Genomic DNA, 13,595 nt, shown 5'->3' with positions numbered 1-13,595 from the left:
TAGGAGGTTATATGGAAACCGTATCTTTTAAACAAATGAAAGAGGGTACCAAAGAAGAGTATCTATTTCTGAACAAGCACGAAGATGACTTTGCTAAAGGCCTGCCCGATAGGATCTTAAATGCCCTGCAGCAGTTAGAAAATACGCTCTCTGGTTATCAGGTGTCGCGTCTGGAGCATTCGTTGCAATCGGCCACTCGGGCTGAAGAAGATGGTGCTGATGATGAAATGATAGTGGCTGCGCTAGTTCATGATTTGGGCGACGATTTAGCACCTCATAATCATGCACAATTTGCAGCGGCTATTTTACGTCCCTACGTGCGCCCCGAAGTGACATGGGTGATTAATCAGCACGGCTTGTTTCAAAATTTCTATTACGCCCACCATCTTGGCGGCGATCCTAACGAGCGTGAATATTTAAAAGACCACCCTTGGTATCAGTCGTGCGTAGATTTTTGTGAGAAATGGGATCAGGCATCATTCGACCCTGATTATCCTACTAAGCCCCTGTCTCACTTCGAGCCACTCGTGCGCCGCATTTTTACTCGCCCCGCGTTCGACCCACGGTACGTGGGCAATCAAACCATGGGGAAAAGCGCGGTAGATATAGCAATGTCTGGAAAAAGCAGCGCTTAGTTTAACTGCAGCCCCTTAAAAATTCAGTAGAGCCCGTGATTAAACGCGTTAATAACGGGCTCTAATCATGGGTATCAGCAGCAGGTAGCGTGATGATAAAGCAAGTGCCTTTACCTACCTCACTGTCAATGGTTATTTCACCGTTATGGCTTTCAATAATGCCGTGACTTATGGCTAAACCAAGCCCTGTACCTGCGCCAATTTCTTTTGTTGTGAAAAACGGTTGAAACAGTTTGTCGATATTTTTAGCGGGAATTCCGCAGCCGTTGTCTCTAACTCTTACCTGTACAGTGTTATTCGTTTCTTCTATATCAATATCAATCACACCGTTTTCTTCAATGGCCTGCACGGCGTTGACGAGTAGATTTACAAATACCTGACTTAGCTCTGTTAAGTTACCATTTACATAGCAATCGTCACCGGGTTCATAATATAAGGCAGCATTATGTTTCAACTCGTTATTAACCAAAGAAATAGCTAAGTTAATGGCAGATTGAACAGACATTCTATCTTGTGTTGAATCTGAAGGATGAGCAAAGCTGCGCAACCCTGATACGGTTTTGCTTACTCGCCTAGCACCATCAACACTTTCATGAATAAGCGGCGGAATGTCTTCTGACATAAACGCTAAATCATCCCAATTAATACTGGATTGCGTTAAATTTTCTATCTGATTTTTATCTTCAGGTGATAGTTTTGACAATGCGGTTACTAGCGGAATGATGCTTTGCATGTAGGCATCGAGGCTAGACAAGTTGCTGAGTAAAAAACCAATGGGGTTATTAATTTCATGGGCTACACCAGCAGCAAGGGTACCAATAGAGGCCATTTTTTCCGATTGAAGCAACTCTTTAGTGCGTTGGTCTACTAAAGATTCAAGGTGCTCTGCACTGGCCTTAAGGTCTTTATTTAGTTTCCTGACATCCTCGTACATGCTTTCTTTTAGCTGAAGTGTACCGATGTAGAAATTAATGGGATCGTGATTAACAAAATCAGTGAGCGACAATCCCATTTCTGCCAGCTTACCCATTTCAGTAAGCTGTGGGTAGCCTATAAAGTAATACCCGGTAGGAATTTGGTAAAGCGCTCCTCCAAACACAAAGTCGGTATTGCCGGACGGGCAAATAGTGACTAATTGACCGTTAAACATGGTAAGGAATTGCTTGCTTACGGGAATTTTGGGCGTAAGCAGTGTAAAAGCTTCTAGCAGCGGCATGTTCTCGCAAAGTTGACTGCATATTTTTGCAAACGCCGGAGAGAAGCTCTTAATATTAAGCTGTTGGTCTAGCTCAAATTGGAATGTTTGAATTTGCAAAACTCTTCCTACACGAAATTAATGCGGAACGTACTAAATGGAGTGTCTTCATCTTTTGTTTTAACCTGGGTAACTGCAGCAGGCTCTTCAAAGTAATTACACACGCCTATTAGCAAACCTTCAACAAAGGGCTCCAAGCCCTCTCTACTAGAATAATAGTGAATGGTAATACTTCCGTCATCGTTTTTTTCGCATAAAAAAGAAGGTGGGACCAGTTCTTTAAGTTGTGCAGAAATGACTTGGTGCATATTGTTCAGGTTTGATAGGAATTCAAATGCTCCCCCCGATACCAGAGAATACATAGAATGGTAACTGCCTTGAGAGGTTTCTTTTACCCAGTCTTCTCCCATTTGACGTAAAAAAGTGGCTAAATCGACACCCAAGTAAGTTATGGAGGCTCCCACAAGCCCAAAAGTTACGTCATCGCTGTAAGGCTGCATTTCAATAAAAGAGGACTCATAGTCGTCGAGCGACTGTTTGATCTCGTTCCACGCCTGCTCGCCATAACGGTTTATTACCGTAGTTGAAATAAACTTGTTTACCATGCCGTACATAAAAATACTCCCCACTTAAACTTTATAAAACATAGCACAGCGCCAAAAAAAAGAATGTAATTCAAAAGTCGAGATTGTTTTATTTAAGGTGGTGCAAATGTACAACGATTTTCTTCCGGCTCTCACTAACTTATACAGAGAGAAAAATACGAAATAAAAGAACTTATTGTCACCATGCCAAAACAGTGTTGTTATAAATTACATGAGTATTTGCATAGAGTTTGTGCGGATTATTGACAATAAGACGCGCCTACTTCACTAGCGTGTAGGTTATTGAAAGAGACGATAGGTCTATTAACACCAAAAGAAGCACCCAGCGCACCATCAAAGGAAAGACCATGCATACAAAAAATTATTTTAATCATCAGGCTTTTCGTGTTCGTAGAATTCTCGTTTCTGCAGTCGGTATAGCTATAAGTAGCCTTATTACGTGTAGTGCCGCTGAAAACACTTCCACCACGAAAATTCAGGGTGCTTATAATTCTAACAGTATCTCAAGCAGTACTTCTGGTTCTGCATGCGAAAAAGCAGATTTAGTACTGCATAACACCACCATATATACCGCCAACGATGAGCAGTGGACCGCTGAGGCGATGGCTAGCCTAGACGGTAAAATAGTGTTCGTAGGCGCAAACGAAGCAGCCAAAAAGTATATGTGCGGCAAAGCCAAGATTATTGATATGGCTGGCAATACAGTTTTTGCAGGCTTTACTGATGGGCATCAACACCTAGAGGGTGTAGGTAAACGTACCAAAACCTTAAGTCTTTTCGGGCTACCTACGTTAAAGCAAACCGTACAAGAAATAGAAAATTGGGCAAGCAGCATACCCGAAAACAATTGGGTATTAGGCCGCGGCTGGATAGAGCGGGAATGGACTGATGGACAACGCTTTTTAACCAAGCAAGATGTAGATGCTTTTACGAAAAATAAGCCGCTTTTCATGCCCCGTGCCGATGGTGTATCGGCACTAGTAAACAGCAAAGCACTGCAGCTAGCAGGCGTAAACCGAAATACCCCCGATCCTGAAGGCGGTAAATTTGAGCGAGATGCAACGGGTGAGCTAACGGGCTACGTGCTCGCCAACGCTATGAATGTGTTTCGCAACATTATTCCTCAAGAAACCGATGAGTATCTGAAAGACAATTTACTCAAAGGCATGCAGGTTAATGTGTCGATGGGCTGGACACAAACGCACGATGCCGGTATGTCGTACAGACTTGTAGATTTAATGCAGCAATTGCATGAAGAAGGCGAAATGCTGCATCGAATTTATGCGGCTATTCCGGTTCAGGAAGCGCAGCAGCGCTTTAAGCGCGGGCGTGAAAAAACAGATGACGACATGTTGGATGTACGCGGAATTAAAGTGTTTATAGACGGTACACTAGGGTCGCGTGGCGCAGCGTTAATCGAGAACTATTCCGACGCTGCGCACAACGGCTTTATGAATAGAATAACCCAACAAGCATTGGTGCCTATTTTGGAAGAGGCGTTGGAAGAGGGGGTTCAAATTCAAACCCACGTTATTGGAGATAGGGCGGTTCGTTCACTGCTTAACTGGTATGAAAACGCATACTCCTCTGTACCAAAGTTGCAGTGGGAAAACCAAGATTTGCGGTGGCGTATGGAACATGCTCAGGTTATTACACCTGACGATCAGCAGCGATTCGTTGAGCTAAACGTATTGCCTTCAATGCAACCTAGCCACGGCATAGGCGACTTAAACTTTGCTAGAGAGCGCTTGGGAGACGAGCGGTTAGCTTATGCCTATCCTTGGAAGAGCTTAGTAGATAAAGGGCTAAAAATTATTGCGGGTTCAGATGCGCCGGTAGAAGTAGGCGACCCACGTATAGAGTTTTACGCAGCAGTTGCCCGTAAAAGACTCGACGGAACATCAGGTGAAGGCTGGCACCCCGAGTTAGCAGTTTCACGAGAAACTGCGCTTAAAATGCTTACCATTTGGCCTGCTTACGGCGCGTTTCAAGAGCATCTGCGCGGCTCGGTAGAAGTGGGCAAGTATGCCGACTTTACCGTGTTTAACCGCGACATTATGACGGTAGATGAGGCTGATATTCTCTCAGCGGATGTAGTGATGACTATTGTAAATGGGCAGGTGGTTTACACGCGAGAAGGCAAGTAAAAATATTACTTGATACGAATCAAGCCTTCTTGCGCTACCGATGCGACCAACTCACCCGATTGTGTGAAAATGCTTCCTCGGTTAAGACCACGACCATTGCCCGACCAAGGCGTATCCATCAAATACAATAACCACTGGTCGGTTTTAATGTCATTAGCGTGGAACCATACGGTATGGTCTATGCTGGCAGTGGCTACATTTTCATCCATCCACAACATGCCGTGTGGACGGCCACTTGTACTTAGTAATGTTAAGTCGGTAGCGTAAGCCAATATTGCCCTATGCAGCGCGGCGGTATTTGGCAGCGTTTCTTTTGCTTTAAACCAGGTGGCCTGACTCAGTTTTTTATCGCTTCGTAAAAAGTGGGCTTCTTCGTTAATGGGCCTCACCTCAATAGAGCGATACCGGCTAAGCATAGAATAAACGTGCTCGGGTAACGAGCCTTTGTGCTTATCTGCCAATGCATTTTCGTTAAGCAGACTATCGGGTGGAGGAACATCATCTGGCATTTCAATTTGATGCTGATATCCGTCGCTTTTGCCTTGAAACGAGGCGATTAAATTGAAAATTGGCTTGTTGTTTTGCAGGGCAACTACTCTGCGGTTGCTGAAATTGCGGCCGTCTAGGTCGCGATGTACTTTGTACGTTATATCGTGATCGCAGTCACCCGGACGGATAAAGTAGTTATGGCAAGAGTGCACAAGCTTGTCGACGGACACGGTTTTCGATGCAGCCATCAGTGCCTGCGCTAATACTTGGCCGCCAAAAACGCGACCGGTAGATGATGGCAACCTATGCCCTAAAAACTCATCATTTTCCGATGCACTAACATCTAATGCTTTTACATCTAGCAGTTCGGTTAACCAATACGTTGCCGGCAATTCCTTCATATTGTTCCTTTATCGCGAGCTATTCACAGCGATTGATGGCACAACCCACGACTTGTATTCACCTAATAAACATCATGCGTCAGCGCCAATCTGCACCTAAATACCTTATTAACTATAAAGTGAAACGCCTTTTATTTGTGGCTATTTTTGAGGAATTCCCATCATAAATTTGATTACTCAACTATAAGTTAATCAGAAGCTATTGAGCTTAGGTGTTCAGCAAAAATCGATAGCCCCTTACATTCCCAGCGTCTGGCAATTGCGGTATCAGTTTTTATGCGGGTTAAAAGAGGGTTATATATGCCCATGTGAAAGAACAGGCGATAACACATAACGCATAGGGTTATGTGTGTTAACACTTTGCAGTGCGCTAATAATAGCATTGGTGTCTTTACCGCTATGCAGAATATCAAGCTTCCAAAGCTGCCGCCCGCCAGCTACTTGTTCAGCAAGGTCCAATTTTGCATTGTCACGACTGTAACCAAAGCATGGCGATATCGAAAAGCCGGAAATACAGGTAAGTGGTAATAGGCAATCTATTACATCCTCTTTGCGCTTTTGTTCAACATAAACAGTAAGGTTAACCATTTCAGGCATGTTTCCTTCGCTCCCAGTAATAGTAGCCAATGGGCAATAAATACAGCGTTATAAACGTAGAGGTAATTAATCCGCCAATTACTACAATAGCCAAAGGTCTTTGTATTTCAGCGCCCGGGCCACTGGCGAATGCAAGTGGAAGCAGGCCAAACATCGCCGTTGTTGCCGTCATCAAAATAGGCCGCAATCTCGCTACCGCGCCACTTTTTACTAATTCATAAAGCGGCATGGCTTTACCTTTAAGATCCTCATAATAAGAAATCATAACTACGCCATTGAGTACGGCTACACCTAAAAGTGCAATAAACCCAACTGAGGCGGGTACCGAAAGGTATTCACCGGTCACAAACAATCCAAATACACCGCCCATCAAAGCAAACGGCACGTTACCCAGAATAAGCAACGCTAGTGACCACCTTCCAAATATGGTAAATAGAATAAGGATAATGATGACTATTACGATGGGAATAACAGTCATCAGGTTTTTACTGGCCCGTATTTGATTTTCAAATTCGCCACCATATTCTACTGAGTAACCTGCGGGCAAATTGATGGTGCTAGCTACCGCATTGCGCACTGAGTCAACAAACCCTACCAAGTCGCGGCCTTCAACATTCGATGTCACTACCGAAAAGCGAAGTGCTTTTTCGCGCTCTATAATGGCCGGGCCTTGGGTACGCTTGATATCTGCAAGGGTGGATAGAGGCAGCATCTCATTGTTTGGCATTAAGATCATCAGGTCTTTTAATTGTACTGGCGAAGTAAATAAAGCTTCGCCACGGTTAAGATCGCCAAAATATATGGGTGTTCTCACGCGCCCTTTAATGACGTCTCCCACGTGAAGCCCCGAAACTTGCATTTTCAAGTATTGCGACAGTGAGGATGTGCTCATGCCATAGTCTAGTGCAATTCCCGGTTTAGGAACTACGCTAAGAAAGTCACCGCCTTCAATTAGCGTGGCGTTTACATCTACTGCGCCGTCTTGGTTGCGAACTACGTCAGCAATGTCGTTGGCTATGGCTGATAACTGCGTAAAGTCGCTACCGAAAATTTTAATTGCCAGAGTACCTGTTGTCCCGGTAAGCATTTCTGACACGCGCATTTGTATAGGCTGGGTAAACCCAATATTCATACCTGGAAAGTGCGCAAGAGCATCGCGAATAGCTGTTTCCAGTTCGCCCTTATTTTTAAAACGCCATGTGTCGGGCGGTGATAGCTGCAAAAATATATCGGTTTCATTAAGCCCCATTGGATCTAACCCTAATTCGTCAGATCCTGTTCTAGCAACAATATGCTTTATCTCAGGAAATTCAGACAGCAAAGCAAGCTCTACCTGCTTATCTAATGCTAGCGAAGAGGCCAATGAAATAGTGGGCGATTTTTCTAATTGCACAATAATGTCGCCTTCGTCCATAACAGGCATAAAGGTTTTACCTAAATGGCCGAATAATACGCCACTGAATAGCAAAAGGCATAGCACAGCGGCTACCAGTAATTTACTGTGGGTTAACAGTATACTCAGTGAATGGCGATAAAGTGCTTGAAGTTTAGTTAAGTAACCTGGGGTAGTGCCGTCTTTGTTGGTAAGCACAAAAGACGCAACAACAGGAATAAACGTTAACGCGGTTATTACCGATGCCACCATGGCATACACAATGGTCATTGCCACTGGAGAGAAGAGCTTTCCCTCTAAGCCGGTAAGGGTGAGCAAAGGCACAAATACAACAATAACTATTGCCGTGCCCGCTATCACCGGCACGGCAACTGCCCGTGTTGCTCTATAAATAAGATGTAACCGGGGTAAATGTTGTGCCTTACCAAGTTGAGATACGGTGTTTTCTACTACCACTACGGCGCCGTCGACCAACATGCCTATTGCAATAACCAGCCCACCTAAACTCATTAAGTTTGCGGTTAAACCAGTTACTTTCATGGCCAAAAACGTAAGTAGCACCACTACAGGTATAACGAGCGCCACAACAAATGAAGCGCGTACGTTACCTAAAAATAGTCCTAACACTAATACAACGATAATTACCGCCTGCCCAAGCGCACTAGTAATGGTGCCTACCGCGGTATCAATCAGGGTTTTGCGATTGTAAAAAACGTCAAGGGTTGTGCCCGCGGGTAAGGTTTGTTCAATGGCCTCTAACTTTGTCATAACATCGCTGACAACCTCTGCGGTATTGCTGTCTTTTAAGGCAACAATGAGGGCCTGCGTGGTTTCTTTTCCATCGCGTGTTACACCACCGTAACGGGTTAAACTGCCAAGTGAAATGGCACCCAATTGCTTAAGGGCTATAGGTTCATTTTGATAGTTGCCTACAATAATGTTACCCAGTGTGTCGATAGACGTAGCACGGCCTTCGGTGCGTATTACCAGTGAATCTACACCTGCCTTTATTCGTCCTACACTGCCATTGACATTGGCTTGCTGAAGTGCACCCGACAGTTGGTCAATGTTAAATTCAAAAGCGTTTAATTTGGCAATGTCGGGGGCAAACTGAAATGTTTTGGTGTAACCACCCAATACGTTTACATCGGCCACACCCGCAACGGTGCGAAGTGCTGGTCTTATCTCCCAGTCGAGGATCGATTTGCGTTCTTGTAGAGATAATGAAGGGTTTTCAATGGTAAACATAAACATTTCAGATAGCGGCGTGCTCATTGGCGCAATGCCGCCTTCAGCAATGCTGGGCAATATTGAGCTAACGGCGGCTAGCCTGGCGTTCACTTGCTGTCTAGCCCAATAAATATCCGTACCTTCTTCAAAATCTAAAGTGATAGAAGTAATGGCGTATTTTGTTGTCGAGCGCAGAATGGTTTGATGAGGTATACCTAACAACTCAACTTCAATAGGTTGAGTAATTTGCGCTTCCATTTCCTCGGCGGTCATGCCGTCGGCTTTCATGATCACCTTTACTTGGGTCGGCGATATATCTGGAAAGGCATCTACCGGCAGCGTTTGCCAAGCGCGATAGCCAAAAAATATCAACGCTAAAAAAATACATAAGATGAAAAGTCGTTGAACAAGGGCAAACTGAACAATGCGGCCTATCATTCAATACCCCCAAGGCCCAGTAAAATTCCCTGAACCGCGCTTATTGAGGACGTAAGTACTTCATCGTTATTTGTCAAATCCGGTGCCGTGAAAACCGCGCTATCGTTATCTGTGTTTCCGATAAGAGTGATGGGCACCGCTTTGAGCGTGTCATCGTGGCGAACAAATATCGATGCTTGACCATGTAAATAAAAGACGCTGGCCGCTGGAACAGAATGAGCAGATACCGACAGCTGTACCCGCACATTAACTTGTGCGCCAAGTTGCAATGCACAGCCTTCAGGCAGTGGCGCCGACCATACACGCACAAAAAAGCGGTGGCTAATTTTTTCTATCTTTTCAATTTCAACACTGCATGAGTCAGTGTGAATGGCCTCTACAAATTCTTTTTCAGACTCCTTCACAAGCGTGGTAAGACGAATAGAGTTTGGGTTGACAATGGCACCTAACTGGGTTTCTGTAGCCTGGGTTTTTATATCAGTAGATGGTTGTTCAGGAAGCATAAATATACCTTTTGATGGCGCCAATAGATAACCCATATCCTCGTCTGAATGAGGCTCAAACATTTCCGCGAAATGATTCAGGTGCCCCCATGTAAGTTGAGCGTCATAATATTGCTGCGCAATGTTAAGCCACTTGTCTTGTGAAATTGCATTCACTGACGCAAGCTCGCGGTTTTTATCAAAACGCGATTTTGTCATTTCGAGCAGTGCTGTTTTAGCCGCTAGATTGTCGCGAAAATGATGGACTTCGCTGCCGCTTAACATTGCAATGCGTTGGTTTTGTTTTACGTTTTCGCCATGTGCCACTAAATACTCTATTTTTTGTGGGTCCATGGGCGATATTATTTGAAGAGGTGAACCGGGCAGTACTTTTACTATGCCAGTGGAAGCTGGCTTTTCCATCGTACTCACTGCATTGATTGGAGTGTAAGTAAGCGATAACTTACCAAGCTCACCCAGTGATACTGAGTTGCTTGCATGCACATCACAAGCTAACACCATTGAAAATAAAACCAGTACATGACGAAAAATGGCGTAGTTCACAGTGCAACTCCTGCAATCTGATTAAGTTTAGACGCAGCTTCTGCGCGACGTACTTTCATTTTTTCTAATGCTAAAATAGTATCCTGCTGTGAAAGCAACTGTTCTAGCCAAACTACTTTGGGCAAGCTATCAGCCTGCTTTAAATATAAGGCTGCAATCTCTTCACCGAGTGTCACTTGTTTCGACAGCACTTTTTCAGCCTCCTTTGTATATTCATAGGTGGCTGTGGTTTCGCTGAGTTGCTGCTGTATGCGTGCATACGTTGTAGCCAGTGAACCATTTAATGCATTGCTAGCGTCTCGCCAAAGGGCGTAATCGTTAACCGAGGTAGTATCACTTCCAGTTAGCGGAATATTCACACTTACGCCAAGTAAATTATTGTTGCCAGCGGGCCCTTTAAGCTGTCGGGCAATAATGCCCAACGTCCATGGTGCAAGCGACTGGTCGGCAAAGTCATAGTTCAAATTTAACTGTTGCTGACTTAATAAAAGTAACGTGAGCTCTGGGTGTGTTTGAATTGCGTTATCAATGTTCGGTATCACCGTTTCTTGTGGCGAATCAGGTAGGTCCTGAGTTCCCGCAATTTCTCTGTAGCGTTGTTTTGCATTGTTTAGAGCAATCTTCGCTTGAGATAGTGTGAGTTGATGAGACAACTTCTCTTGCTCCCAGCGCAGTAGTGTAGCGCGGTCGAGTTCACCACTTTGAGACTGCTTTTGTATGGTGACGTCTAGCGAATCAATCCACTTCTGCTTTTCCTGTAACCCCTCAAGTTCAGTTTGGGCCATAACTCGCCGCCATAGCGACTCTCTCAGTAGGCCGCTTGCTAACAATGAAAATCGTTTTTCCCGTGCCTTAATAAACCGCTGAGTTAATTTAGATTGCTGCTCGTCAAGTTCCCGGCCTTTCGGAGGCCTAAAGGGTAAAAATACACCAACTTCATACTCGTCTTCGCCATTGCTGGTGTTACTTGGTAGCGCAATAATTTGTAGCGAAGCCGGCCCTTGCAGCCAGTGATTTACCGCTTTTGCTTCACGCTCTATATGAGCAGGGTTGTTTTGATAGAGTTGGATAAGTCGCGTGCGTGCACCGTCGTAGATATCGGGTAACGTTTTCGCGATACCTTGGCTACTTGCTAACAGTAGAACTGAAAAAATGAGGTATGTTGGGTAGTGAGTCATAAGTTCTCGTTGTAGAAATACACAAAATATATTTCGGGTGCATTCATATTCACAAACTACAATGACAATACGGTAAACAAGGTAGAAAAGATATTGGGCATAGCACCTAATAACCTAGGGCAAACCGCCTATAAACGATATAAAATTATGATTTAAATCAAGTTTTCGAAAAAAAGAGCCGCTAGCTCATGCCTGCCTTTGCAATCTGCTTTGCGATAAATTGCAGAAGCATGGTGGCGTATAGTCTTTTCTGAAGTACTCCGCATTTCTGCAATTTCTGATAGCGTTAAGCCTCGCAATAAAAACATTGCCACTTCTTTCTCACTCGGCGTTAAGCCCCAAACATTAAACTGTGCTTCAATCGCTTTTGAAAACTGCTGTTTCGATTGATGCAGTTCCGCGGTTACTTTCTGCTCTCTTTCTGACGAAGCGGCAAGCTCTGCTTTTAATTCTTTTGCGTTGTTTGATCGTTGGCGAATATCAAAAATAAGAAAAATGAACAGCCCGGATGAAATCAAAATCAAAATGGATTCTTGAATCAGGTGGGTGAGGCTAGCTTCGTCGGCAACATCTGCATTTAAATCTGCAATTTTAAGCACAATAATACAAATTAAAGTAATAGAGAGTATTTTGTCTTTCATCGGTTGGTCGTCACATTCGGCTATATGTATGAAAATTAAACCAGTTGATTACCGCTGCGGCTCGCCTCATTGACTTATTTCCACGGTAGTTCCATTAAACCGCCTAAAGGTGAAACCTCCAAACTCTTCTCTATATTGGTGTGCTATTTCTCTTAGTGCACTGATGGCATACTCCTCACCTAGCACTAAGCCATAGTCTCCATCAGAGCGATAATGCACACCAGCGAAATTACGGCCCAATGAAATATTACTGGCGAGTTTATTAAGCTCACCCTCTATGGTGAGTGATTCACCCTTATAAGGCAATAATCGCTTTCCATCAGCACTTGTCATTACTGGGTCGGGAATAACAAAATCACCATTAAAGAACGCTTTCAGCATTGTGACAGCGGCGCCAGCCATAACGGCGTGGGCAGCTGGGTAAGTAGGGTGAAGCGGCGCGCCCTTGGGCGAGGCTTGCGGCAATAAATAGGTGCCATTTTCTTTCAGAGCTTTATCAAGCGCTTTGGAGTTCAGCATTTCTTCATGTATCGGGTATGCAATGCCATTGTCTGCTAAATGGTTGTGAACACGCCCGAAATATACTTCAGGTCGTGCACGCCTGTGTACTAGCCACTTTTGGTACCACGCTACTTGCTGTGACGGCATTGATACACGAGATAAAAGATCAATGGCATGATTAACACCAAATAGCGGCGCACGAGCTTGAGACTTGGTTTTACTATAAGGATCTGATTTAGCAAATGCTTCATCACCAAACGAACCAATAATAAGGGCTGCGTTGAGGTAGGCCATGTTCACAAAATCGTGCAATACGTATTCGCCCAACGCTCTACCGCTATATAAATAGAGACTTTCGGCTTCATATAATGCTGTAGTGATACCAGAGGGCTTACCGCCGTTTTGTATACGAAGCCACTCGTTGTAATTTGTGAGATGATCGTTACCAAGCTTGGGCACCTTATAGCGTTGAGGAATAGTAGTAGCGCCGTAAGGAATAGGCTTCAATAAAAATTGTGAAATATAAGGCCCAACAGTTTCGCCAGGGCCTACACCCCTAAACAATGTTTGCGAGCTTATCTTGCCCTTTATATGCGAGTTGTTTGATGTGGGGCCGCGAAACTCAGACAGCTGCTGTAAGTCTTTTGTGGCATCTTTAACTAGTGAATTACTTGCGTAGTCAGCAAAAGGTACATCTCGAAGTAACGCCTTCCACATAACCTCAACGGCTTCTGAGGCTTGCCATGCGCTATCAAACTCGGGAGCTGACGGTATTGTGAAAGTGTCTGGGGCGTCCCCTTCGTGAACACTTGCGTAGGCCGCGAGTGGATTACGAAGCCCAAACCCGTTTTTCACGCCCATAGGCACATTTTCAAAAGCAGTACTGTTACCTTCTTTGAGTGCCGTTAATAGTATCTCGTAAGCCTTTTCATCCACTACTCCCCACTCGTTATGAGGTAAACCTTTACTAAAACTGTTCAGGTAGTAAGGTAACTTGGTCTCATCTGGCGTTCGTTTTAGGGGTTCTAGGGATTTTCCC

Annotated in this window: 11 protein-coding genes; 2 read left to right on the top strand and 9 right to left on the bottom strand. The window is 44.4% G+C overall.

Annotation, left to right across the window (positions count from 1 at the left end; all coding sequences use genetic code 11):
* Positions 1 to 11: 11 nt before the first annotated feature.
* Positions 12 to 635 (top strand): HD domain-containing protein, encoded by a 624-nt coding sequence (locus C7Y69_RS14880; protein WP_126873241.1) that lies wholly within the window; start codon positions 12 to 14, stop codon positions 633 to 635.
* 61 nt (positions 636 to 696) lie between these two features.
* On the opposite strand, the gene C7Y69_RS14875 is transcribed toward C7Y69_RS14880, so the two are convergent.
* Positions 697 to 1,950, bottom strand: a complete 1,254-nt coding sequence (locus C7Y69_RS14875) for a sensor histidine kinase (protein ID WP_126873240.1) — start codon at positions 1,948 to 1,950, stop codon at positions 697 to 699.
* 8 nt (positions 1,951 to 1,958) lie between these two features.
* Entirely contained in the window at positions 1,959 to 2,504 is a 546-nt protein-coding gene (locus C7Y69_RS14870; RefSeq protein WP_126873239.1) for a heme NO-binding domain-containing protein, read from the bottom strand.
* A gap of 338 nt (positions 2,505 to 2,842) precedes the next feature.
* Here C7Y69_RS14870 and C7Y69_RS14865 point away from each other — a divergent pair, with 338 nt between their 5' ends.
* Positions 2,843 to 4,642 (top strand): amidohydrolase, encoded by a 1,800-nt coding sequence (locus C7Y69_RS14865; RefSeq protein WP_126873238.1) that lies wholly within the window; start codon positions 2,843 to 2,845, stop codon positions 4,640 to 4,642.
* Positions 4,643 to 4,647: 5 nt separating this feature from the next.
* Here the strand turns inward: C7Y69_RS14865 and C7Y69_RS14860 are convergent, their stop codons facing one another.
* The 7 genes from C7Y69_RS14860 to C7Y69_RS21605 form a co-directional block, all read right to left on the bottom strand.
* A complete protein-coding gene (locus tag C7Y69_RS14860; protein ID WP_126873237.1) occupies positions 4,648 to 5,532 on the bottom strand; it encodes an acyl-CoA thioesterase in 885 nt (294 codons plus the stop codon).
* A 294-nt stretch (positions 5,533 to 5,826) separates the two neighbouring features.
* Positions 5,827 to 6,129 carry a DUF3240 family protein gene (locus tag C7Y69_RS14855; RefSeq protein WP_126873236.1) on the bottom strand — a complete coding sequence of 101 codons (303 nt, stop codon included), beginning with the start codon at positions 6,127 to 6,129 and terminating at the stop codon, positions 5,827 to 5,829.
* Positions 6,122 to 9,190: an efflux RND transporter permease subunit gene (locus C7Y69_RS14850; protein ID WP_126873235.1), complete on the bottom strand. Its 3,069-nt coding sequence runs from the start codon at positions 9,188 to 9,190 to the stop codon at positions 6,122 to 6,124. Before C7Y69_RS14850 ends, C7Y69_RS14855 begins: the two co-directional genes overlap by 8 nt.
* Complete coding sequence (locus tag C7Y69_RS14845; RefSeq protein WP_126873234.1) at positions 9,187 to 10,236, bottom strand: hypothetical protein; 1,050 nt, start codon at positions 10,234 to 10,236, stop codon at positions 9,187 to 9,189. Before C7Y69_RS14845 ends, C7Y69_RS14850 begins: the two co-directional genes overlap by 4 nt.
* Positions 10,233 to 11,414, bottom strand: coding sequence for a hypothetical protein (locus C7Y69_RS14840; protein WP_126873233.1), 1,182 nt, complete (start codon positions 11,412 to 11,414; stop codon positions 10,233 to 10,235). The genes C7Y69_RS14845 and C7Y69_RS14840 overlap by 4 nt, the downstream gene beginning before the upstream one ends.
* A gap of 152 nt (positions 11,415 to 11,566) precedes the next feature.
* Positions 11,567 to 12,055, bottom strand: coding sequence for a helix-turn-helix transcriptional regulator (locus C7Y69_RS14835; RefSeq protein ID WP_071978196.1), 489 nt, complete (start codon positions 12,053 to 12,055; stop codon positions 11,567 to 11,569).
* A gap of 66 nt (positions 12,056 to 12,121) precedes the next feature.
* Positions 12,122 to 13,595 (bottom strand): phosphoesterase (locus C7Y69_RS21605; RefSeq protein WP_185864181.1); only part of this gene is annotated, 1,474 nt, incomplete at its 5' end.

Origin of the sequence: Alteromonas sp. KS69 (genome assembly GCF_003989595.1) — a bacterium.
Taxonomy (GTDB): Bacteria; Pseudomonadota; Gammaproteobacteria; order Enterobacterales; family Alteromonadaceae; genus Alteromonas; species Alteromonas naphthalenivorans.
The sequence above is the reverse complement of the archived record's forward strand: the minus strand, read 5'-3'. Positions and strand labels throughout refer to the sequence as shown.

Excerpts from the sequence above, each read along its gene's own strand:
- C7Y69_RS14855 (WP_126873236.1), bottom strand. The coding sequence starts at position 6,129 with ATGCCTGAAATGGTTAACCTTACTGTTTATGTTGAACAAAAGCGCAAA.
- C7Y69_RS14865 (WP_126873238.1), top strand. The coding sequence starts at position 2,843 with ATGCATACAAAAAATTATTTTAATCATCAGGCTTTTCGTGTTCGTAGA.
- C7Y69_RS14880 (WP_126873241.1), top strand. The coding sequence starts at position 12 with ATGGAAACCGTATCTTTTAAACAAATGAAAGAGGGTACCAAAGAAGAG.
- C7Y69_RS14860 (WP_126873237.1), bottom strand. The coding sequence starts at position 5,532 with ATGAAGGAATTGCCGGCAACGTATTGGTTAACCGAACTGCTAGATGTA.
- C7Y69_RS14850 (WP_126873235.1), bottom strand. The coding sequence starts at position 9,190 with ATGATAGGCCGCATTGTTCAGTTTGCCCTTGTTCAACGACTTTTCATC.
- C7Y69_RS14835 (WP_071978196.1), bottom strand. The coding sequence starts at position 12,055 with ATGAAAGACAAAATACTCTCTATTACTTTAATTTGTATTATTGTGCTT.
- C7Y69_RS14840 (WP_126873233.1), bottom strand. The coding sequence starts at position 11,414 with ATGACTCACTACCCAACATACCTCATTTTTTCAGTTCTACTGTTAGCA.
- C7Y69_RS14870 (WP_126873239.1), bottom strand. The coding sequence starts at position 2,504 with ATGTACGGCATGGTAAACAAGTTTATTTCAACTACGGTAATAAACCGT.